22 protein-coding genes are annotated in these 22,084 nt (G+C 60.4%); 10 read left to right on the top strand and 12 right to left on the bottom strand.

All coding sequences use genetic code 11. From position 1 onward, the window contains the following. The first annotated feature begins 39 nt into the window (after nucleotides 1-39). Nucleotides 40-636: a DUF922 domain-containing protein gene (locus GVK95_RS11850; RefSeq protein WP_159949799.1), complete on the top strand. Its 597-nt coding sequence runs from the start codon at nucleotides 40-42 to the stop codon at nucleotides 634-636. A gap of 48 nt (nucleotides 637-684) precedes the next feature. Here GVK95_RS11850 and pcaF read toward each other — a convergent pair whose 3' ends face one another. Genes pcaF through GVK95_RS11865 form a run of 3 tightly spaced genes read right to left on the bottom strand, consistent with a single transcriptional unit; the run spans nucleotide 685 to nucleotide 3,326 of the window. After that, nucleotides 685-1,890 (bottom strand): 3-oxoadipyl-CoA thiolase, encoded by a 1,206-nt coding sequence (pcaF, locus tag GVK95_RS11855; protein ID WP_159949801.1) that lies wholly within the window; start codon nucleotides 1,888-1,890, stop codon nucleotides 685-687. 12 nt (nucleotides 1,891-1,902) lie between these two features. After that, nucleotides 1,903-2,607 (bottom strand): CoA transferase subunit B, encoded by a 705-nt coding sequence (locus GVK95_RS11860; protein WP_159949803.1) that lies wholly within the window; start codon nucleotides 2,605-2,607, stop codon nucleotides 1,903-1,905. Further along, the gene (locus GVK95_RS11865) at nucleotides 2,604-3,326 is read right to left on the bottom strand and encodes a 3-oxoacid CoA-transferase subunit A (RefSeq protein ID WP_159949805.1); all 723 of its coding nucleotides are present in this window, start codon (nucleotides 3,324-3,326) and stop codon (nucleotides 2,604-2,606) included. Before GVK95_RS11865 ends, GVK95_RS11860 begins: the two co-directional genes overlap by 4 nt. Before the next feature lie 156 nt (nucleotides 3,327-3,482). Between GVK95_RS11865 and GVK95_RS11870 the strand changes: the two genes are divergently transcribed. Then, nucleotides 3,483-4,238: an IclR family transcriptional regulator C-terminal domain-containing protein gene (locus tag GVK95_RS11870; protein WP_159950283.1), complete on the top strand. Its 756-nt coding sequence runs from the start codon at nucleotides 3,483-3,485 to the stop codon at nucleotides 4,236-4,238. Between the two features lie 14 nt (nucleotides 4,239-4,252). On the opposite strand, the gene pcaQ is transcribed toward GVK95_RS11870, so the two are convergent. Then, a complete protein-coding gene (gene pcaQ / locus GVK95_RS11875) occupies nucleotides 4,253-5,176 on the bottom strand; it encodes a pca operon transcription factor PcaQ (protein ID WP_159949807.1) in 924 nt (307 codons plus the stop codon). 96 nt (nucleotides 5,177-5,272) lie between these two features. Here pcaQ and pcaD point away from each other — a divergent pair, with 96 nt between their 5' ends. Genes pcaD through GVK95_RS11900 form a run of 5 tightly spaced genes read left to right on the top strand, consistent with a single transcriptional unit; the run spans nucleotide 5,273 to nucleotide 8,923 of the window. After that, nucleotides 5,273-6,085, top strand: a complete 813-nt coding sequence (gene pcaD, locus GVK95_RS11880) for a 3-oxoadipate enol-lactonase (protein WP_159949809.1) — start codon at nucleotides 5,273-5,275, stop codon at nucleotides 6,083-6,085. Next, nucleotides 6,078-6,497 (top strand): 4-carboxymuconolactone decarboxylase, encoded by a 420-nt coding sequence (pcaC, locus tag GVK95_RS11885; protein ID WP_159949811.1) that lies wholly within the window; start codon nucleotides 6,078-6,080, stop codon nucleotides 6,495-6,497. Before pcaD ends, pcaC begins: the two co-directional genes overlap by 8 nt. After that, entirely contained in the window at nucleotides 6,490-7,239 is a 750-nt protein-coding gene (gene pcaH / locus GVK95_RS11890; protein ID WP_159949813.1) for a protocatechuate 3,4-dioxygenase subunit beta, read from the top strand. The genes pcaC and pcaH overlap by 8 nt, the downstream gene beginning before the upstream one ends. After that, nucleotides 7,239-7,853 (top strand): protocatechuate 3,4-dioxygenase subunit alpha, encoded by a 615-nt coding sequence (gene pcaG / locus GVK95_RS11895; protein ID WP_159949815.1) that lies wholly within the window; start codon nucleotides 7,239-7,241, stop codon nucleotides 7,851-7,853. Before pcaH ends, pcaG begins: the two co-directional genes overlap by 1 nt. Nucleotides 7,854-7,873: 20 nt before the next feature. Continuing rightward, complete coding sequence (locus GVK95_RS11900) at nucleotides 7,874-8,923, top strand: 3-carboxy-cis,cis-muconate cycloisomerase (protein WP_159949817.1); 1,050 nt, start codon at nucleotides 7,874-7,876, stop codon at nucleotides 8,921-8,923. Here GVK95_RS11900 and GVK95_RS11905 read toward each other — a convergent pair whose 3' ends face one another. From GVK95_RS11905 to GVK95_RS11940, 8 genes are all read right to left on the bottom strand, one after another. Further along, nucleotides 8,924-9,124: a zf-HC2 domain-containing protein gene (locus GVK95_RS11905; RefSeq protein WP_159949819.1), complete on the bottom strand. Its 201-nt coding sequence runs from the start codon at nucleotides 9,122-9,124 to the stop codon at nucleotides 8,924-8,926. Beyond that, a complete protein-coding gene (locus tag GVK95_RS11910; RefSeq protein ID WP_159949821.1) occupies nucleotides 9,124-9,750 on the bottom strand; it encodes a sigma-70 family RNA polymerase sigma factor in 627 nt (208 codons plus the stop codon). Before GVK95_RS11910 ends, GVK95_RS11905 begins: the two co-directional genes overlap by 1 nt. Nucleotides 9,751-9,956: 206 nt before the next feature. Beyond that, nucleotides 9,957-11,093, bottom strand: coding sequence for a glycoside hydrolase family 88 protein (locus GVK95_RS11915; protein WP_159949823.1), 1,137 nt, complete (start codon nucleotides 11,091-11,093; stop codon nucleotides 9,957-9,959). Between the two features lie 6 nt (nucleotides 11,094-11,099). Next, nucleotides 11,100-12,611, bottom strand: coding sequence for a glycoside hydrolase family 28 protein (locus GVK95_RS11920; protein WP_159949825.1), 1,512 nt, complete (start codon nucleotides 12,609-12,611; stop codon nucleotides 11,100-11,102). 10 nt (nucleotides 12,612-12,621) lie between these two features. Continuing rightward, nucleotides 12,622-13,878: an ABC transporter substrate-binding protein gene (locus GVK95_RS11925; protein WP_159949827.1), complete on the bottom strand. Its 1,257-nt coding sequence runs from the start codon at nucleotides 13,876-13,878 to the stop codon at nucleotides 12,622-12,624. A 33-nt stretch (nucleotides 13,879-13,911) separates the two neighbouring features. Then, nucleotides 13,912-15,024 carry an ABC transporter ATP-binding protein gene (locus GVK95_RS11930; protein ID WP_159949829.1) on the bottom strand — a complete coding sequence of 371 codons (1,113 nt, stop codon included), beginning with the start codon at nucleotides 15,022-15,024 and terminating at the stop codon, nucleotides 13,912-13,914. Between the two features lie 4 nt (nucleotides 15,025-15,028). Next, nucleotides 15,029-15,937, bottom strand: coding sequence for a carbohydrate ABC transporter permease (locus tag GVK95_RS11935; protein WP_159949831.1), 909 nt, complete (start codon nucleotides 15,935-15,937; stop codon nucleotides 15,029-15,031). Nucleotides 15,938-15,939: 2 nt separating this feature from the next. Next, a complete protein-coding gene (locus GVK95_RS11940; RefSeq protein WP_159949833.1) occupies nucleotides 15,940-16,824 on the bottom strand; it encodes a sugar ABC transporter permease in 885 nt (294 codons plus the stop codon). 279 nt (nucleotides 16,825-17,103) lie between these two features. Here GVK95_RS11940 and GVK95_RS11945 point away from each other — a divergent pair, with 279 nt between their 5' ends. The 3 genes from GVK95_RS11945 to GVK95_RS11955 all read left to right on the top strand — a co-directional run bounded on the left by GVK95_RS11945 (nucleotide 17,104) and on the right by GVK95_RS11955 (nucleotide 21,910). Then, nucleotides 17,104-18,015, top strand: a complete 912-nt coding sequence (locus tag GVK95_RS11945) for a helix-turn-helix domain-containing protein (protein ID WP_159949835.1) — start codon at nucleotides 17,104-17,106, stop codon at nucleotides 18,013-18,015. 173 nt (nucleotides 18,016-18,188) lie between these two features. Further along, entirely contained in the window at nucleotides 18,189-19,031 is an 843-nt protein-coding gene (kduI, locus tag GVK95_RS11950; protein WP_159949837.1) for a 5-dehydro-4-deoxy-D-glucuronate isomerase, read from the top strand. A gap of 338 nt (nucleotides 19,032-19,369) precedes the next feature. Then, nucleotides 19,370-21,910 carry a HAMP domain-containing methyl-accepting chemotaxis protein gene (locus GVK95_RS11955; RefSeq protein ID WP_159949839.1) on the top strand — a complete coding sequence of 847 codons (2,541 nt, stop codon included), beginning with the start codon at nucleotides 19,370-19,372 and terminating at the stop codon, nucleotides 21,908-21,910. Nucleotides 21,911-22,084 lie beyond the last annotated feature (174 nt).

The following is a 22,084-nucleotide window of genomic DNA, read 5'->3' on the forward strand; positions in this document are numbered from 1 at the left end:
CACTAAATCATGCGGGCCTTGCCAACGATCGGAAGTCGCGTGATCCTTCTTTCCAGAACCAGCCTTGTTCTTGCCTTTGCCGTATTGACCTGCACAACCGCGGCTCGTGCGGACTGGGTCGCGACCGAAAAGATAGAGAGCTACAAGATCAGCGGCACCGCGCCGATGGAGCTCTACACCTCGATCGGCGAGCGAGGGCCTAAGCTTGGCGGCGGCCGGGCGATAGCGCATACAAATTTCAAGCTGACCTGGCAGCGCGACTACCAGCCGCAGGGCACGGCCTGTGTGCTCGTTTCGGCCAAACCGAAGTTGATCATTACCTATACGCTGCCGAAACCCAGTCAGAAACTGCCGGCGGAGACCAAGGCCAAGTGGGATCGGTTCTACGAGGGGATCGTCAAGCATGAAAAGCTGCACGGCGAGTTCATTCGTGACCTCGTGCGGCAGATCGAGCAGATCTCGGTCGGACTACGGGCCGAGAATGACCCGCAATGCCAGAAAGTGCGCCAGGCATTGCAGGCGCAGTTGAAGCCCATTTCCGATGCGCATGTGGCGCGCCATGGCGACTACGACCGGGTCGAAATGTCGCCCGGCGGCGCGGTTCACCAGTTGATCCTGACATTTCTCAATCCGTAACGCAGGCCTCAAGCCATAAGCACGGACACGCCGACGGGAATTCTGGTATCAGACCCGTTCGATGACGATCGAAATGCCCTGGCCAACGCCGATGCACATGGTCGACAACGCGTAGCGGCTGCCGGTCTCCTGCAATTCCAGCGCGGCCGTGCCGGTGATGCGGGCACCTGACATGCCGAGCGGATGACCCAAAGCGATGGCGCCGCCATTGCGGTTCACGCGGGGGTCGTCATCGGCGATGCCGAGATCGCGCAGTGTCGCCAGTCCTTGCGAGGCAAAGGCCTCGTTCAGTTCGATGACATCCATCTGCTCCTGCTTGAGGCCGAGACGGGCGAGCAGCTTCTTCGAGGCCGGGGCCGGGCCGAAACCCATGATGCGGGGCGGCACACCGGCCGTGGCACCGCCGGCGATGCGGGCGACCGGCGTGAGACCGTATTTCTTGACGGCCGCTTCGGAGGCAATGATCAGGGCTGCCGCGCCATCGTTTACGCCTGAGGCGTTGCCGGCGGTCACGGTGCCGCCTTCCTTCTTGAACGGTGTGCCGAGCTTGGCCAGCGTTTCGATCGTGGTGGCGCGGGGATGCTCGTCTTGCGAGACGATCAGCGGATCGCCCTTGCGCTGCGGGATCGTAACCGCGACGATCTCTTTTGCCAGCCGGCCATTCTCCTGTGCTGCTGCTGCCTTGTTCTGGCTGCGCACGGCAAAGGCGTCCTGATCCTCGCGGCTGATATGAAAGTCCTCTGCGACGTTTTCGCCGGTCTCGGGCATGCTGTCGACGCCGTATTGCTTCTTCATCAACGGATTGACGAAGCGCCAACCGATCGTCGTGTCATAGATCTCGGCGTTGCGGGAAAAGGCCGTGTCGGCCTTCGGCATGACGAAGGGCGCGCGGCTCATGCTTTCGACCCCGCCGGCAATCATCAGGTCGGCCTCACCTGCCTTGATGGCGCGCGCGGCCGCGATGACGGCATCCATGCCGGAGCCGCAGAGGCGGTTGATCGTGGTGCCGGTTACGGTGACCGGAAGTCCGGCAAGCAGCAGCGACATGCGGGCAACATTGCGGTTGTCCTCGCCCGCCTGGTTGGCGCAGCCGAAGATCACGTCGTCGACAGCTTCCCAGTCGATACCGGCATTGCGATCCATTAGTGCCTTTAGCGGAATCGCGCCGAGATCGTCTGCGCGGACGGAGGAGAGCGCGCCACCGAAACGGCCGATGGGCGTGCGGATATAGTCGCAGATATAGGCTTCGGTCATATCGCAGATCCTTCAGAGTGCCGGGACGACGAGGTCGGCCACGGGGCCGTCGGTATGAAGCGGTGCGCCGGTCATCGCCTGCAATTCTTCCATGGTCATTGCGGCGAGCTTTTCGCGCACGATGAAGCGGCCGTCCTTGATGTCGATCACGGCATGGCTCGTGTAGACGCGGGTGATGCAGCCGACGCCGGTCAGCGGGAAGGTGCAGGCCGCGACCAGCTTCGGCTTGCCATCCTTGGTCACATGCTCGGTGATGACAAAGACCTGCTTGGCGCCATGCACCAGATCCATGGCGCCGCCGACAGCGGGCACGCCCTTTGATCCGACACGCCAATTGGCAAGATCGCCGTTCTGGGCAACCTGATAGGCACCGAGGATGGCGACATCCAGATGGCCGCCGCGCACCATGGCGAAGCTGTCGGCATGGTGGAAGAATGCCGCGCCCGGCTTCAGCGTCACGGCCTTCTTGCCGGCGTTGATCAGGTCCCAGTCCTCTTCGCCTTCGGCCGGTGGTTCGCCGAAATTGAGAATACCGTTTTCGGTGTGGAAGATCGCTTCGCGGCCGGGCGGCTGGTAGCGCGCGACCATTTCCGGAAAGCCGATGCCGAGGTTCACATAGGCGCCGTCTTCGATGTCCTGGGCAGCGCGCCAGGCGATCTGGGCATTGGAAAGCTTGATGTCTTCACGGGTATCGATTGCGTGTGTGTCGATGGTCATGCGTATACCACTCCGGCCCGGATGAGCTCTTCTTCCTGCTGCGGGTTGGCAACCTCGACGACGCCATTGACGAAGATGCCGGGCGTGATCACCTGCTCGGGATCGATCTCGCCAGCGGCCACGATGCTCGATACCTGCGCGATGGTTCTGGCTGCTGCCATGCACATCAGCGGGTTAAAGTTGCGGCCCGCCTTGTTGTAGGTGAGGTTGCCGTGCACGTCGCCGACATGCGCCTTGACGATGGCGAAATCGGCCTTCAGCCAGCGCTCCTGCACATAAGGACGGCCATCGAATTCGGCGATGACCTTGCCATTGGCAAGTTCCGTTCCGTAGGCTGTGGGCGTGTAGAAGGCCGGAATTCCAGCGCCACCGGCGCGGATGCGTTCGGCGAGCGTTCCTTGCGGCACAAGCTCAAGCTCGATTTCACCGGCCAGATAACGATCGGTGAACGCGCGGGGATCGGATGAGCGCGGGAAGGAGCAGATCATCTTTCTGACCATGCCGGCATCGATCATGGCCGCGATGCCGATGCGGCCGTTGCCGGCATTGTTGTTGATCACCGTCAGGTTCTTCGGGCTCCCCGTCTGCTGAAATCTGTCGATGAGGGCGTGGATTAGTTCGATGGGCGCGCCGGAGCCACCAAAACCACCGATCATGACGGTCGCCCCGTCGCCGATATCCGCGACGGCTTCCGCCGTGCTCGTAATTGTCTTGTCCATGCGGGGTCTCCCGTTTCCCATGCGGTAAGCTTCATTCCACTGACCGAACTGGCTCGCCTCTGCCTTCAGAAATAGATCCGGACCGCATCGACAGCAAGAAATTTGTGCGATATACGATATTTGTACGATTATCGCACAAGTGAGAATGATATGCAGATCAGGGAGCGGGACCTGATGGGCGGGCTCGCCAAGGGCCTGAGCATCATCGAGGCGTTCAGCGCCGAGCGCCAGAGGTTGAGCATTTCAGAGGCTGCAGAGATCGCCGGGCTGGACCGCGCGACGGCGCGGCGCTGCCTGCTGACGCTGTCGGAGCTTGGCTATGCCCGCTATGACGGCAAGTATTTCGAGCTGACGCCGCGCATCCTGCGGCTGGGCAATGCCTATCTGTCGGGCACGTCGCTGCCGGCGCTGCTGCAACCCTATCTCGATCAGTTGTCGGAAAGGCTCGGGCACAGCGCCTCGGCATCGGTGCTCGACGGAAGCGAGATCGTCTATATTGCCCGCGCGTCACAAAAACGGGTGATGTCGATCAATCTCATGCCGGGTTCGCGCCTGCCGGCCTATTGCGCCTCGATGGGCCGGGTTCTGCTGGCTGCCCTTGGCGATGCCGACGTTGCGGCCATTCTGGCAACGAGCGTGCTCACGGCCAATACGCCGTTCACCAAGACGGATCCTGCGGAATTGCTGACAGAGATCGGCCGGGTGCGAGGTCAGGGCTATGCCGTGATTGATCAGGAACTCGAGATCGGCCTTTGCTCGATCGGCGTTGCGGTTCATGACGCGCGCGGACGTGTTGTCGCCGCGATCAATGTCGGCGCGCCGTCCGCCGTGCTGCCTGCGGCCGATCTGGCCGGCCATTGCCTTGACGCCATGCGCGAGGTCCAGGCACGCTTGAGATCTTTGCTGACTTGATTGCGGGCAGCGCTTTAATTGCTCTTCGCCTCGCGGGCCGCCTGGCGGATGGTACCCATCAGTACGGTGAGCGGCATGGACGGAATGGCGTCGGTGCGAACGGTCAGGCCGACAGGGCCTTTGGTCTCGCTGGTGTCGATCGGCAGGCTCGCCAAGGTGCCATCGTCGAGATCGGCGGCAACCACGCCTGCGGAAATGATCCAGATCGCATCGGTCTGGCGGACAAAGGCGCGCCCGAACGAATCCGACACGGTTTCGATCTGGGTCGGCAGGGCCGAGATACCGTTGGCAATCAGGTAACGCTCGACAAATGGCCGGATGATCGAGGCGCGGGTGGGCATAAGTACTGGATAGCGCTCGAGCGCTGCAAAGACCGCCGAGCCTTCGGTCAGCAGCGGATGCCCGGCGCGAACACAGAAGATCACCTGCTCGGAATAAAGGTGCTCAAAGGAAAATCCGGTCATCTGTTCCGGTGCTGCTAACCGACCGACCACGAGATCGAGATCGCCGATGCGCAGTTGTTCGAGCAGAACTGCATTCTCGCCCGTGACGATCTTGATGCGCGCCGGAATGTCCTCCTGCAGAAAGAGGGTCATGGCGCGCGGCATGATGCGGGTCGAGACCGTCGGCAGCGCGCCGACGCGGATCGGCGGGGCATCCGCGTGCACGGCATGGGAGACGGAATCGAAACCCTGGCGCAGGGCAGTCAGCGCCGCGCCGGCATGTTTCAGGAAGGCTTCGCCATAGCGGGTGATGCGGATGCCGCGGCCGTCGCGTTCGAACACAGCAACGCCCAGAACCTCTTCCAGCTCCCGGATCGTCTTGGTCACGGCGGGCTGACTGATGTTGAGCAACTGAGCCGCCTTCATCACGCTTTTCTGGCGGGCAACTTCGACGAAAGTTTGCAGGTGGCGAAACTTGATGCGGTTGTCGATCATGAAGATTCATAACTCATGAGTTAATGATTGATTGGAAAACATCATTTTACCTAACCAAACGCCGCAAGCAATATGGCAGCGTTGGAGGAGACATTCGTGCAATTCGTTCGTGTTAACGGCATCACGCTGCATCACCAGATCATTGGTGGTCCTGCGAACCGCCCCGTCATTGTGTTCATCAATTCACTCGGCACCGACTACCGTATCTGGCGAGATGTGCTGGTGCGGCTGGCAGGCGACTATCCACTGGTCGCGTATGACATGCGTGGCCATGGCCTGTCGGATGTCGGTACAGCTCCCTACAGCATCGACGATCATGTCGATGATCTGATCGGGCTTCTGGAGCATCTGAACGTGAGCCAGGCGGTGCTCTGCGGTCTTTCGGTTGGTGGACTGATTGCGCAAGGGCTCTATGCGCGTCGTCCTGATCTTGTGCGGGCTCTGGTGCTTTGCGACACGGCACCGAAGATCGGTTCCTCCGAGATGTGGGACACCCGCATTGCTGCCGTGCAGACCAATGGCATCGAGCACATTGCCGATCTGGTGATGGAGCGCTGGTTTACCGCGCATTTCCGCCGAGCCGACAATCTGGATTATCCCGGCTATCGCAACATGATGATCCGCCAGCCGGCAGATGGATACATCGGTACCTGTGCTGCCATTCGCGATGCTGACTTTACAGAAGAGGCGGCCCGCATCGCGGTTCCGACGCTTTGCGTCGTCGGCGATCAGGACGGCGCGACGCCGCCGGATGTTGTGCTGGCTATGGCCAGGCTCATTCCCGATGCCCGTTACGAGGTTGTCTCCGGGGCCGGACACCTTCCCTGCATCGAGCAGCCGGAGATGCTGGCCGCAATGATAACCGCTTTTCTCACGCCGCATGTTTCAGGAGAAAAACAGCATGGCTGATGTGTCTGGTTCATCCGAACGATACCGGCAGGGGATGGCAACCCGCCGTTCCGTGCTGGGCGATGCCCATGTCGATCGTGCATCTGGCCTGGCAACGGGTTTCGACCAGCCCTTCCAGGAGATGATCACGGAAGGCGCCTGGGGTACGGTCTGGTCGCGACCCGGTTGGAGCAAGCGTGAACGCTCGGTGGTGACGATTGCACTTCTGGCCGCGCTTGGTCACGATGAGGAAGTGGCGATGCATGTGCGGGCGACCGCCAACACCGGCGCAAGCCGTGACGATATCTGCGAGGCGCTGTTGCATGTGGCGGTCTATGCCGGGGTGCCGGCGGCCAATCGCGCGTTCAAGCTTGCCAAGCAGGTGTTCGAGGAGATGGATGCCGGGCAAGCGATGGGAGGAAAACATGAGTGACCTGTCGAACAAGAAGCCGGAAACGGGCGCCTTCTTCGGACGCGACCGGAGCCAGCATCCGCCAGCCTATACGCCGGGCTACAAGACGTCCGTGCTGCGCTCGCCGCAAAAGGCGCTGCTGTCTCTGGACGGGACCGTCTCGGAAATCACCGGACCGGTCTTCGGCCATTCGATCCTCGGCGAACTCGACAACGATCTGATCCACAATTTCGCCAAATCCGGCGAAAGCGCGATTGGTGAACGGATCATCGTGCATGGTCGGGTGCTGGACGAGCGGGCGCGGCCGGTGCCGGGCGCATTGGTCGAGTTTTGGCAGGCCAATGCCGGTGGGCGGTATCGCCACAAGAAAGAAAGCTATCTTGCGGCGCTGGATCCGAATTTTGGCGGTTGCGGCCGCGCGATCACCGACGAAAACGGCTATTATATCTTCCGCACGGTCAAGCCGGGCGCCTATCCCTGGCCAAACGGCGTCAATGACTGGCGCCCGGCCCATATCCATTTCTCGATCTTCGGCCATGGCTTTGCCCAGCGGCTGATCACCCAGATGTATTTCGAGGGTGATCCGATGATCTGGAAATGTCCGATCGTTCAAACCATCCCGGATCGTTCGGCGATCGAACAGCTGGTCGCGGCGCTCGACTGGTCCGCGACCATTCCGATGGATGCGCGCGCCTACAAGTTTGATATCGTCTTGCGTGGCCGTCGTTCGACATTTTTCGAAAACCGGCTGGAGGGAAATTGATGGTTCAGCCTCTCGGTTATCTGAAGGAAAGCGCGTCGCAGACCGCCGGTCCTTATGTGCATATTGGGTTGACGCCCAATTTCGCCGAGATCACCGGCGTCTATCCGGTCGATCTCGGGACTGCGATGGTCAATGACAGGACGCAGGGTGAACGCATCACGGTCACCGGGCGGGTGATCGACGGTTCGGGTACGCCGCTCCGGGATGCGTTGATCGAGATCTGGCAGGCGGATGCTGCGGGGCTCTACAACAGCCCGTCCGAGATGCGCGGCAGTGCGGATTCGAATTTCACCGGCTGGGGACGTTGCCCCTGCGATCTCGCGACCGGCGAATACCGTTTCGAGACGATCAAGCCGGGCCGAGTTCCGTTCAAGGACGGTCGCCTGATGGCGCCGCATATCTCGTTCTGGATCGTTGCGCGCGGCATTAATCTCGGGCTGAATACGCGAATGTATTTCGGCGACGAGGAGACGGCCAATGCCGAGGATCCCATTCTGGCGCGTGTGGAGCACCGGGTTCGCGTACCCACCCTGATTGCCAGCCAAGAAGGTTCCACATATCGTTTCGACATCCATCTCCAGGGAGACAGGGAAACGGTGTTCTTCGACATCTGATCTCGATCCAGCAGGGCTTAATGAGCATTTCTGTCTTCGACCATTCAATCTTGTCCGGTCTTCTCGGTGACGCGGAGATTGCCGCGCAGTTTACCGTTGCGGCAGAACTGTCGGCGATGCTTGCCTTCGAGGTTGCCTTGGCGAAGGCCGAGGCGGAGGTGGGGTTGATCCCGCAAGCGGCGGCCGATGCGATCCTTGCGCTGCCGGAGCGTTTCGTGCCGGATGTCGATGCCATTCGCGAGGCCACCATGCGCGACGGCGTCGTCATTCCCGAACTTGTGCGGCAGTGGCGCGCAGCGCTGGGTGAGCAAGGCAAGCACATTCATTTTGGCGCGACCAGCCAGGACGCGATCGATACCGGTCTGATGTTACGTCTGATGCAGGTGGCTAGCTTGCTCGATCGACGGCTGGAAACGGTCATCGGTGCGGTCGATGTGCTTGAAGCACGGTTCGGTCCGATTCCCCTGATGGGCCAGACCCGGATGCAGGCGGCAATCGAGATCTCCGTTGGAGACCGCCTGGCATCCTGGCGTGCGCCGCTGGCGCGTTATCGCCAGATGCTGAAGCGCTGGCTTGAAGGAGGTTTCCCCGTTCAGTTCGGCGGTGCTGCCGGGACACTGGAAAAGTTGGGCGACAAGGCGGACACAGTCCGGGCACGGCTTGCCGCCGATCTGGCACTGGCCGACCGGCCGCAATGGCACAGCCAACGAGACGTGATTGCCGAGTTTGGCGGACTGCTGTCGCTGATCAGCGGCAGTCTCGGCAAGATGGGGCAGGATCTGTCGCTGATGGCCAGTGCGGGGACGGCACTGATCGGCGGCGGCGGCGGATCCTCGGCCATGCCGCACAAGCGCAATCCGGTCAAAGCCGAGGTGCTTGTGACCCTGGCGCGCTTCAATGCTGTCCAGCTGTCAGGGCTGCATCAGTCTATGGTGCATGAGCAGGAGCGGTCCGGCAGTGCCTGGACGCTGGAATGGTTGATCCTGCCGCAGATGGTAGTCGCAACGGGTACGGCACTTCGAACCGCTGCCGATGTGCTTGGTTCCGTCGAGCGGATCGGGGACGCCTGATCAATCGGATGCCGGGTCATCTTCGGCCGTGCCTGATGCGAAGCGTCGGCTCATGCGGCTGATCATGCGGATCTGGCGGCTGAAGTTGCGACATTTTTCGCAGGCAAGCAGATGCAGCCGCAAGCCGATCGTTTCGCGCGTATTCAGCCGACGGTCGAGGCTGTCGGAAGCGAACTTGGTCGCGTCTTCGCATTTCAGCATCAGCAGGTCTCCTTCGGGGCGAACCAATGGCCTTCTAGGCAGTTTCTCAACCGCAGCCGTGCGCGATGCATGAGCACATGCAGGTTGGAGATGCTGATGCCGACCTCGGCGCAGATTTCAGGTGTCTGCATGTCGACAAATTCCCGCATCATGAACACGCGGCCCTGATCCGGCGGCAGATGATCGAGGCAGGTCTCGAAGACCCGCCAGAAATCCTTGCCCAGCAATTCCGCTTCCGGGTTCCCCCAGTCACTGGGCGCGTGTTCCGGCAGCCAGTGGCGGCGCATGTCGAAGAAAGCCGGCTCCACATCGTCGCTGGTGGGTGACGGCAACGGAATGATCGTTGCCTGCCGGCGCTTGAAACGAAGCTGGTCGGCGATCTTGTTGCGCAGGATGGCAAATACCCAGGTGCGGAAAGCCGAACGTCCGGCAAAGGCGCTGGCATTGCGCAAGGCTCCGGCCAGCGCTTCCTGTACGGCATCCTCTGCCAGAGAGATATCGGAGAGCTGAAGTGCCGCGAATTTCAGCATGCGTTCGCGCAATTCGGCCAAATAGGTGCCGTCAGACAGAAAGGTAGCTGCCGGAAGCGCTGATGGCGCTTCAACCCGCCCGCTGTTTTTCATCATCGCAAATCCCCTCGCCAAAGCCCAGACTAACCTTCGCAGGGCGCCTTGCAAACTCGGCTCTTCCCGATATTCGTCGTCTGACGAATTCAGTTCTTACACAAGGGACGAAAGAAATTCAGCCGGATGCGTTTGCCGGAGGCGAAAAGGTGCGTTGCGGCGATGCTGCATCCGGCAACAACCGGCATGTGTGGAACTCCGGCGAAAGGCTATCCGTCGGAGCGTATACGCTCCATTGCCGGCGCAATTGCAGGTGCGATCTTTGTGGCAACCTGATGCCGGCGCTCTTCGGCATAGGCCATCATCAGCGGCGCAACACCCTTGATATCGTCGGCACGCAGTTCCTCCGTCAGATAGTAGGCGACGCTGCCGTCTCGATAGATACCCTGAAACGGGCCAAGACCTGCAACGCAGCAGATGCCGTTCAACTGAACGCGGTCATCAACGCCGGCGCGCAGTTCATGTTCGACGAGCGAATGCAACGCCTTGCGACCAAGGTCGGCATTGGCGCCGATCCCCAGCCGTTCCGCTTTCTGCAAGGCATAGGCAAACATCGCTGTCGCCGAACTTTCCGGATAATTGCCGGCGATCTCCGGATGATCGATCACCTGCAGCCACCGGTGGTCGGGTGTGGTGCATGCTGTGAGCTGCTCGTTCAGGGCTACAAGGCGGCTGGCGAGCGCGTCGCGATCGGGGCCGTTCGGCAGGTTTTCGATGATATCCACGAAGGCCATTGCAAGCCAGCCAATCGAGCGAGCCCAATGGGCGGGCGACAGGCCGGTCCTGTCATCGGCCCAGGCCTGGAGCCGGGCCTCGTCGTAGCCGTGGCGATAGAGACCCGATGCCTTGTCGAACGTGAGATCAAGCGCTGTCTTGAATTGATCGATCGCGTCGGACGCCATGTCGGTCGCCGCAAGCAAGTTGGCGAGTTCGAGCTTGAAGGGCAGGGCCATATATAGCCCGTCCAGCCAGATCTGATGCGGATAGCGCAGCTTGTGCCAGTAGGGGCCTGCCTTGGTGCGGGGATGATGCTGCAACTGCAGGCCGAGCGGACGAACTGCGTCGAGATAGCGTCCCTCTCCGGTCATGCGGTGGAGATAGATCAGCGCGCGTCCGGCCAGCACATTGTCGATGTTGAATTCATCGATCCGGTATCCGGCAAGTGCGCCGTCCGGTCCGATCTGGCCGTCGACGAGACGGGTCAGGTGCTCAAGCCAGCGGGCTTCTCCTGTCGCCTCGTGCAGACTGATCAGGCCGCGATACAGGCAGCCGTCCTCGTAGCACCAGGCGCCACCTTTGTAATAGTCATAGTCGCGGGCGTAATTGTCGAAATAGGTGGTCAACATGGATCTTCACAAGCTCGGGTGAATGGATTGTGGTGACAGCCTTGCGAGCAGGCTGAATCGGGTGTTTTCAGCGATGATGCCCGCATGGAGCATTTGTGGAAGGTGGCAGGCCATTTCCGGAAGTCCGGGTTTGGCGCCTTCGGCATAGGCAACACTCAGTCCATCGACGGACACCGCGTCGATTTGACATTCGGGCAAGCCGTAGAAGACGGCGGCTGCAGTTTCGGCACCTGATATCACCACGTCCCGGATTGTGATGTTGGCGATGCGCGGTGTCTCGATCGATAGCGGCAGAGGCTTGCGCGACTGGACATAGTCAGAATGTCCATCGGCATCGCAGAAATAGAATGCATTGACGGCGATCGGGGTTGCGACACCGTCCATACGGCAATGGCTGAGGTGGATGTCCGAAATGGCGCCGCCCCGTCCGCGCCGTGTCTTGATACGCAGGCCGCGGTCGGTCCCGACAAAATGGCAACGGCTGATCGATACATCATGAATGCCACGGCTCATCTCGCTGCCCATGACCACGGCGCCATGGCCACGCTGCATCAGGCAGTTGCGGATCTCGACGCGCTGAGTCGGGCGATCCGGTCCGCCGCGCGGATCACGTTTGCCAGCCTTGATCGCGATGCAGTCGTCGCCGACGGAGATATCCAGGCCGATCAGCCGGATATCGCTGCTGGATTCGGGGTTCAGCCCATCGGTGTTCGGCGAGAGTGGATCGTTGCGGATCGTCAGGCCAGCTGCGAGCACGTGCTGGCACAGGACCGGATGCACCGTCCATGACGGAGAATTGCGCACCGTGATCCCGGACAAGGTGACGTGCCTGCAGCCGGACAGGAAGATCGTGCGCGGACGGCGCGCGCCGTCGCGGGTATCCTTCGGCCATGTCCACCAGTCGCCGCGGTCGCCGCCGCCATCGATTATGCCGTGACCGGTGATCGTCAGGTTGTCACAGTCGATGGCGTTGACCAGGCTGGCAAAACACGGTTCGGCAACCCCTTCCCACGTGCCGAGTACGCGGCCATCTGCATGACGGGCTGGCAGAACCCTACGGCCCTGGCGGGAACCGGTATCGGCAAGAATTGCGCCTTCCTCGAGCAGAATCGTCATCTCGCTTTTGAGGAAGATCGGGCCGCTCGACCATAGACCGGCGGGCAGACGCAGTATGCCGCCTGCGGGTATCGCGGCGATCGCGGACTGGATCGAGCGTGCATTGTCTTCGCTGCCTGTCTTCGCTCCGAAATCGCGGATGTCGAGCAGGGCTGTTTCAGTTGCGGTGGCGAAGGTCAGCGCGCCATCCGCTGTTTCAAGTCGGTAGTGGCTTTCAGGCTCGAGATTGCCAAGGTTGAGCACGACGGAATGTAGCCGCCCTGTCGCGACAACCAGGCCATCACTCTTGCTGAGCCGCCAGTCGAGGACGCTGTCGCGGGCAAACAGAAACCTGTCCGGTGCGATCAACAGCGTTGCCGTGCGGGCGCTGACGGTCAGTAGAGTGATGAGCTGGCTGGTCACGATGTTCCTCTCAGATGCCGGTCAGGGCGTCGTTGATGCCGTCGATGATTTCCTGCGCAGCATCGGCTGCCGATGCCTGCCCATAGGCATAGGCCTCGAACGTGCTGTCAAAAACGTCGGTGACGCGCGGATGTTCGTTGAGTGGGGAGACCCCGGCGCCGCTTGCGTCCAGAACGATCTTGTTGGCCTCGATCTGGACCGGCTTGATCTTGCCTTCCTTACCCAGCACTTCAAGTGCGACCTTGCTCGACGGTATTCCGCGCGTGGCGCCGAGAATCTTGATCGCTTCCGGGTCATTCAGCATGCAGTTGACCACCTGCGCCGCCGCCTTCGGATCCTTGCTGTTCTTCGAGATGGCAAACAGCATGGATGGCTTGCGGTAGACGCCTTCTGTGGTCGCGCCTTCGACCGTCAGCAGCTTGACTGGAACGAGCACCTGGCCGTCTTCCATTGGGCCGGAAATCTTGCCGTATGTGCTGTCCCATTGATAGGTGCCGGCGATCTTGCCCTTGGCCCATTCCGGGTTCTCATGCAGCGGGGCGTTGCCGCCAGCAGCAACGGTCTTCCACGATTCGATGACGCCCTTGTCGACCATGGTCTGGTAGAATTCCAGGCCTTCGGCAAGCTCTTCCGGTGTCCATGCAACCTTGTGCGTGGTCGGATCGATCAGGTCCTTCCCGGTCTTTTGCGTGGTGCGCAGGATGACGAGGAGCCTGGCGTCGAGTGCAGCGCCCTCGAAGGGATAATAATCCTTGCCGAGCTTTTCCTTCATCACCGGGGCCGCGGCGATCAGCTCGTCCCATGTGGTCGGGATGGCAAGGCCGGCCTTTTCATAAGTTGTCTTGTTGAACATGAAGACACGGCCTGTCGTCGATACCGGCAAGCCGTTGAGTTTGCCATCGACGGAACCGCTGTTCAGGTCATTGTCCGACCACTGGCTGAGATCGATAATGTCCTTGTACTGGTTGAGATCGGCAAAGCCGTCGCCGCTCTTTGAAAAGATCGGCAGCCACGGCCAGTTGATCTGCATAATGTCGGCCTCGGTCCTGCCGGCGAGTTGGGTCGTGACCTTTTCCTGGTGGCCAGTCCAGCCGGTGAATTCCGGGGCGATGGTGTGGCCGAACTTGCCGCCGCAGAGTTTCAGGGCTTCCTGCGTCGCCAGGTGGCGATCGTCGCTGCCCCACCAGGACATGCGAAGATCGCTGGCATAGGCAGTGCCGAGGCTGGTGGCTGCGAGCAGTGCAGCGGTTGCAATCAAGGTTCTCATTTTGGCTCCTCCCAAGTTGAAACGATGAAGATGTCAGTTGGCCAGAGAGATGTTCTCCCCGCTCTGGCGGTCGAAGATATGCATCTGGGCAATGTCGGGGGTCAGCCAGACACGATCGTCGCGGATGGCGCTGCGGTCGAACTGACTCGATGGGACAACGGCAATGACGCGCTCCGGGCCGATGTCGACATAGAGATAAACCTCGTGTCCCATGAATTCGACATGGCTGATCCTGCCGTTCAGCGTGCCGGGAGTTTCGGGGGCAGCGACGCGCAGATGTTGCGGGCGGATGCCCATCGTCACCTGTTGCGGTGCATTGGCGATCAGGCGGTTGCTCAGGCCGGCGATGAGCGGCACCGTCTGGCCGGCTGTTATGATCTCGTCGCGCGCCGTGAGATCGGCTGAAATCAGGTTCATCTCCGGACTGCCAATGAAGCCGGCGACAAAGGCGTTGGCGGGACGGTTGTAGAGTGTGACCGGGTCGGCGACCTGCATGATGTGGCCATCCTTCATCACGCAGATGCGGTCGCCCATGGTCATGGCTTCGGTCTGGTCGTGGGTGACATAGATGACCGTTGCGGCCATGCCGTCGGCCTTCAGTTGCTTGTGCAGGTCGGTGATGCGCACGCGCATAGAGGCGCGCAGCTTGGCGTCGAGGTTCGATAGGGGCTCGTCGAAGAGGAAGACTTGCGGCTTCTTGATCAGCGCGCGGCCAACGGCAACACGCTGGGCCTGGCCACCGGACAGCTGTTTCGGCAGGCGCTCAAGCAAGGCTCCAATTTCCAGGGTGTCTGCGACCTTGTCCGTTTCTGCGTCGATCTCGCTGGCCGGCCGGCGCTTCAGGCGCATGCTGAAGGAGAGGTTCTTCTTCACCTTCATATGCGGATAAAGCGCATAGTTCTGGAAAACCATGGAAATGCCGCGGTCTCCGGGAGAGCGGTCATTGACCAGCTGGCCGCCTATGCGGATCTCGCCGCCGGTGACCTGCTCCAGCCCGGCGATCATGCGCAGTGTCGTCGACTTGGCACAACCGGACGGACCGACCAGCACCATGAACTCGCCGTCTTCGACATCGAGATTGATGCCATGTACGGCGCGAAAGGATCCGTAGTCTTTTTCGAGGTTCTTCAATTGCAGCCTGGCCATCGGATTATCCTTTGATGCCGCCGGCGGAGATGCCGTCGATGAAGTATTTCTGGGCAAGGAAGAAGACTGCGAGTGCCGGCGTCAGCGCCAGCACCGACATGGCCAGCACACGGTTCCATTCGAAGGCTTCGGTCGTGTCGATCGACAGTTTGAGCGCCAGCGATACCGGGAATTTTTCGACCGAAGAGATGTAGATCAGCGGTCCGAGGAAGTCGTTCATCGTCCACATGAACTGGAACAGGCAGACGGAGATCAGCGCCGGCATCAGCAGTGGAATGATGATGAAGACGAGAACCTGCCATGTGTTGGCGCCATCGACGCGGGCGGCCTCTTCCATGTCGCGCGGGATGGCGCGCAGGAACTGGACCAGCATGAAGACGAAGAAGGCGTCGCCGGCGAGCGCCGAAGGCACCCAGAGCGGCAGGAAGGTGTCGAGCCAGCCGAGATCGCGAAACAGGAGATATTGCGGAATGCGGGTGACGACATTCGGCAGCAGCAGGGTGGCGATCAAGGTGGCGAAGAGAAGCTTCTTGAACGGGAAGTCGAAGCGGGCAAAGCCATAGGCGACTGCCGTGCAGGAAATTGCCGTGCCGATCATCTTCGGCAGGACGATCCACAGCGTGTTCAGAAAGAACGTGCCGAAGCTATAGGGCGTCGATGTCTTCCAGCCCTTGATGTAGCCATCGATCGTCGGGTTCTGGGGCCAGAAGCCGGGATTGGCAAAGATTTCCGAATTGGTCTTGAACGAGGCGCCGATCAGCCAGACCAGCGGGTAGATCATGATCAGGCCGACGATTGTCAGCACCGCATAGCGGATCGCTGTGGCAACCTTCTGTCGGCGCAAGTCGCGACGGCGGGTCAGGGATACCTCGTCCAGTTCGGTGGCCAGAGGGAAAAGCGCGTGGTCAGTCATGATCAGCTCCTCTTGTCGCCGGCGTAATAGACCCAGTGGCGCGAGGACCAGAAGGCGATGAGCGTCAACGCCATGATGATGACGAAGAGCACCCAGGCGATGGCCGAGGCATAACCCATGTCGAAGCGCTTGAAGGCCTCGTCATAGATGTAGATCGGCAGCAGATAGGTGGCTTTCAGCGGCCCGCCCTGGGTAATGATGTAGGGGCCGTTGAATTCCTGGAATGCCTGGACCATCTGCATGATCAGATTGAAGAAGATGACCGGTGTGATCAGCGGCAGGGTGATGTGGACGAAGCTCTTCCACTTGCCGGCGCCATCGATGGAGGCGGCTTCGTAGAGGCTCTTGTCGATGCTCTGCAGCGCGGCAAGAAAGATCACCATGGCCGAGCCGAACTGCCAGAGACGCAGAAGCGTGATGGTGAACAGCGCGTTGACCGGATCGCCGAACCAGTTGACCGGTTCGAGGCCGATCATGCCAAGTCCCATGTTGACCAGGCCGACATCGGCAAACATGTAGCGCCACAGCACCGCGATGGCGATCGAGCCGCCGAGGATCGATGGCACGTAGAAGGCGGTACGGAAGACGTTGATGAATTTCAGCTTGGAATTCAGGATCACGGCGACGAAGAGCGCGAAGGCAAGCTTCAGCGGTACCGTGGTGAAGACATAGAGCAGTGTCACCCAGAGCGACTTGCGGAACGTGCGGTCGGCGGTAAACAGGCGGATGTAATTGTCCAGCCCGGTGAAGATCGGTGCACTCATCAGATTATAGTCGGTAAAGCTCAGATAGAGCGAAATGACGAAGGGCACTGTGGTGAAGACCAGCAGGCCGAGAATGTAGGGCGACAGATAGAGCAGCCCGAGATAACGGCTGTCTCCGCTCATGGTACGCTCCTCGCTGCGTTGCCATGCACTGGCGCGCAATCGGTATCGCACCGGCAGTTTTCGATGGGCCGGCGCGCATGGATGGCCTGGGCTCGATGTTCTCTTTTCTGCATCGCAATGTGCGGGGATACGCCTTCTGCCGCTCCTGCTCCTCCGCAGGGCTTGCCGCCGTGTCCCGTCTCCTCCCGATTTCCTCGCCGGCCTTTTCAAACTGGCCGCTTCTGTGGCTAATATCCGGCGGAAGTCTCTGCGCGGAAATTGACGAATAGGGGGAAAATGATGGAGGAAACTGAAGGTCATGTTCTGGCCGGCATTCCGATGAATGCGCTGGCGCTCAACCTGACGCGCTCGACAATCCGGATGCAGCACACTCAGACATGGCGGATCGACAAGTCCAACCGGGTCCACGATCTGGTTGTGTGCCTGACGGGCAGCGCGCAGTACGATATTGAGGGCGAGACGGTCTCGATGGTGCCAGGCTGTGCGATGCTGCTGAACGCCGATACCCGGTTCGTCGGATATTCGACCTCGGTCGAGCCCTACACGGGCATTGCGCAGCATTTCACGCTTGATCTGTTCGGGCGTCTGGATCTGATGGGGCAGATGCAGTTGAAGCGTGCCGTTGCGCTGTCGCGTTGGGACATGCTGGAAAAGGTGGTCCGGCATTACCGCGAAACCGCGCCGCCCTATTCAACGACGCTGCAGCAGCATCACGTTTTCATGTTCCTGCTGACCGAATTCATCGAGCAGGCATTTGTCGGGTGGCGCGAGCAGTCGGTCGGCAATGTCGCCAACCCCGATCAACTGTCTCTGGCGATCATGGTGGCGGCAAGCCAGATTGCCGCGGATCCGCTCAGCGAGCATATCGTCCAGCAGGTGCTGGACGCCGCGCCGTACAATCTGGACTATTTCAAGCGCGAATTCCGCCGGAAAGTCGGCTGGACGCCTGACAAGTTCCAGGAGTTCAAGCGCATGGAGCGGGCCATGGGGCTTCTCGCCGGCGGCTGCACCGTGAAGCGGGCGGCGGCGCTTTCAGGCTACGGCGATGCCTATTATTTCTCGCGGATGTTCAAACGCTATATCGGTGTGAGCCCGCAAGGGTATCGCGACGCCGAACGCATGAGCCGGGAAGGGGCTTTCCCGCGTGGTGAGGAGGACGGACAGATCGTTTATCCTCTCGCGAGGTCCTGACAAACCTGTCATATGTTTTCAGTCACACGCCCTTTTTTGCAGGCGCCTTCTCGGTCAAATTCACCTCTGTCTCTTCGCTAGATTCAAGTTGCGCCCCTGCATATGCAGCTTTCCGGCTTGTGGTTGCTTCGGCAACCTGTATGATGAGTTTAAATACATGTTCGGGAGGCATTATGACGCATACTGATTTCACCAACCGGTTTGCAATCGATCCTATGACCGCGGCAAGCTTCGGCACCGATCAGTTGCGCGAGCATTTTCTGCTGCCGCCGTTGTTCGTGATGGGGCGAATTCAACTGCATTACACCAACTATGACCGGATGATCGTGGGCGGTGCCATGCCTGGAGCCGAGCCATTGGTCCTTGAAACGATCAAGCCGGCCGGCACGCCGGAGCTTCTGGCTCGGCGCGAATTGATTGCCGTCAATATCGGCGGCCCTGGTGTCGTGACTGTGAGCGGCGAGGCTTTCGCAACCGGCCCGCGCGATATGGTTTATGCCGGCATGGGAACGTCAGTGACGTTTGCATCCATGTCCGCCGAAAATCCGGCAAAATTCTATCTGCTCAGTGCGCCGGCTCATGCTTCTTTTCCGGCCCGCCATATCGGCATATCAGACGCCAAGCGCATCGATCTGGGCGCGCAGGAGACCAGCAACGAGCGCTCGATCTTCCAGTTTGTTCATCCGGAAGGCGTGAAGACATGCCAGCTTGTGGTCGGCATGACCAGCCTTGCCAAGGGTTCCGTTTGGAACACAATGCCCTGCCACGTCCATGATCGGCGCATGGAAGCCTATCTCTATTTCGACATGACGGAAAAGACGCGCGTCTTCCATCTGCTTGGCGAGCCCGATGAAACACGCCATGTGGCGATGAAGAACGAGGAGGCGGTCCTGTCTCCCGGTTGGTCGATCCATTCCGGCGCCGGAACGGCGAATTACTCCTTCATCTGGGCGATGGCCGGCGACAATGTCGATTATACCGATGTCGATCTGGTTGCGATTGAAGAGCTGCGTTGAGCCCTCCCTCGGTTACATTCATGCTCTTCGTATGGTCCTGACTGACGAATGACAGCTCGGGGAGCTTGATCTGCGCCATGTGCGGGGCGGTGTGCGGGATTGTCCATCCCGCCCACACTTTTGGGCGCGATCTCATGACGTGATCGCTGACATTGATTGTGTTTTGGAATGTGCCGAAACCAACGACATCAGGCCAATCGACCGCTACTTTAGTTATGGGCCATTAAGGCGGCGTTAGCTATCCGTCACCTACTCTCGAACGATTAGGCGTGAATGTCTCCTGTTCGCTGGCTCACTTTTGTTGCCGCGATTGCGACATTCGGAGGAGAGGGTAGTCCGTGTTTATTGATCGTATATTGTCGCGGTTTAACATCCAGACCAAGGTGTTGATCTTCATCCTTCCCTTTGTCATCAGCATTTCAGCCGTCGGGTTTACCGGCCTTTATGCCTCCGGACTTCTCCAGGGCCGCATCGAAATCTCCAACAGTGTCTTGCAGTCGCTGAGCGGCTTCCGCGATGTGTCGGCTGCGATGAGCAGTTTCCTCGCCGAGACGACCGCCGCCGGACGCGATGACGTGACCAGCCGGCTGAAGCAGCAGCAGCAGGTTCTCAAAGACACGCTTGCGCAATTGCCGGCCAATGCCGATGGCCGCAAGGAACTTGAGCAGGCCGGAAATCTGGTCGACCAGGTGGTCAAGCATATCGACGAACTCTGGCGTTTGCATGAAACCGAATCCGGCCTCGTCCAGTCGCTACAGCAGGGCGTGGGCGTGGTTGTCGCCTCGCAGGCATTGGCGACCGATGCCATGGCCAAGGTGGAAAGCGCCGTTCAGGCCGATGATACCGCCGCGAAGTCGATGCTTCGCGATGCCGATCGCATCCGCAGCACCGGCACATTCCTGACAGAAACCAACTCGGCCTATACCAAGGCCAAGTTGCCGGATGAAAAGTTTGCGGTCATCGCTTCGCGTCTGGACGAGATGAAGCAGCGCCACAGCGTTCTGGTGACGGCTTTGCCTGAAGCCAACAAGTCGGCCGCCAAGACAATCGACAAGATCATGGGCGAGTTGACGGTCATCCTGGCCGCAAACGACAAGTCAGAAGCCGTCATCACCGACGTCACCGGCAAGCTGCGCAATTTCACCCAGCTGAATGCCTATCTCGGTCTTGCCGCTCAGCAGAAGATGAAAGAAGCAACGATCAAGTTCGGCGAACTGGATGCGCCGCTGGCAAAGGCCCAGGCTGTATTGAGCGATGGCCGTGTACTTGTCAGCTCCAGCTATCAGACGCAGATCATGATGGCGCGCTTCCTGCTGGAACCAACCGAAGAAAACCGCATCCTTCTCGACAGCCGGGTCGCAGCCATGCGCGATGACCTGGCGACACTGGAGAAATCCGCAGCCGAGCTGCCGTTCATGGCGCAGCTCCAGGCCGATCTGTCTCCGGCCATTGAGGTCATGCAGACCGCCAGTGTCGACCTGGTCAAGATCAGCCAGGATCGCAAGGCGAGCTACGGTCAGGCCGGTGCCGATCTCAACACGATCTGGACGCAGCTGACATCGTTTGCCGAGTTGCAGAAGGTCAGCGCCGGTGAAGAGCGCCGTGATGCCAATTCGATTTCGATCGGTGCCACCGGCCTCGGCATCCTGATTTCCATCTTCGCCGGCATCGGTCTGGTCCTGACCTTCAAGGGGCCGATCGGTCAGATCACCGCAGCCATGCGGCGCCTCGCCGATGGCGTGCTCGATACCAAGATCAACGGCGAAGCCCGGGTCGATGAAATCGGCGAGATGGCGCGTGCGCTTGGCGTGTTCAAGCAGAATGCCCTTTCGAAGATCGAAATCGAAACCCGCAGCGAGGCGGAGCGGGCCGAAGCCGAGGAAGACCGTCGGCGCAACGACCGTGAGAAGCAGGATGTCGACAGGCAGATCGACTTTGCCGTCAACGCTCTTGCCGCCGGTCTCGGTCGCATGGCGCAGGGCGACATTTCAAAGACGATCGATACGCCGTTCCATGGCCGTCTGGAACAGTTGCGCACCGACTTCAACCAGTCGCTCGAGCGGCTGCAGGACACGGTAACGCGTATCCGGTCCAACACCTATATGATCCAGCGCAATGCTGCGGAAATGAGCAGTGCCGCCGACCAGCTGGCCAAGCGCACGGAACAGCAGGCTGCTTCGCTTGAGGAAACCGCGGCTGCGGTCGATGAGATTACCGTGACCGTCAAGTCGTCGGCCGAGCAGGCCGAGGAGGCCAACAGCATAGTTGCCGACACCAAGGGTCGGGCGGACACCTCGTCGGTGGTCGTTGCCAGTGCGATCGACGCCATGGGTCGGATCGAGGATGCGTCCGGCCAGATCGTGCAGATCATCGACGTGATCGACGAAATTGCCTTCCAGACAAACCTTCTGGCTCTGAATGCCGGGATCGAAGCGGCCCGCGCTGGCGAAGCCGGCAAGGGCTTTGCGGTCGTCGCCCAGGAAGTCCGCGAGCTCGCCCAGCGTTCTGCGGGCGCCGCCCAGCAGATCAAGGACCTGATCCACAAGTCGAGCACCGAAGTTTCCTCGGGCGCCAAGCTGGTCCAGCAGACCGGTGCCGTTCTCGCCGAGATTTCTGCCAATATCATCACCGTGTCCGAGCGGGTCTCGATCATTGCCATGGCGAGCCGCGACCAGTCGAACGCCCTGGGCGAGGTCAATTCCTCGGTCAACGAGATGGACCAGATGACCCAGCGCAATGCGGCAATGGTGGAAGAAACCAATGCCGCCACGCGCCAGCTGGCAGACGAGGCGGATGCGCTGATGCAGTTGGTCGATCAGTTCAAGCTCGCACCTGAAAGCCAGCGACGCGCTACCAGCTCGCATTCCCGGGCAGCCTGACCGTCCACCTGCTTCAAGATCAAGCCGCCAGCGACCACTGGCGGCTTTTTTCGTTCGGCTGACGCGGGACCGACGGGTTGATGTGCGGTCGGCCCTTGGAAAGTTGCGTGGGGCTCGATATCCTTGATGCCGGAGGAGGACCGAGTTTGACGACATCGAAGGCCGCAGGAAAGG

This window comes from Rhizobium sp. 18065 (assembly GCF_902706095.1).
In the GTDB taxonomy this organism is placed as follows: Bacteria; Pseudomonadota; Alphaproteobacteria; order Rhizobiales; family Rhizobiaceae; genus Allorhizobium.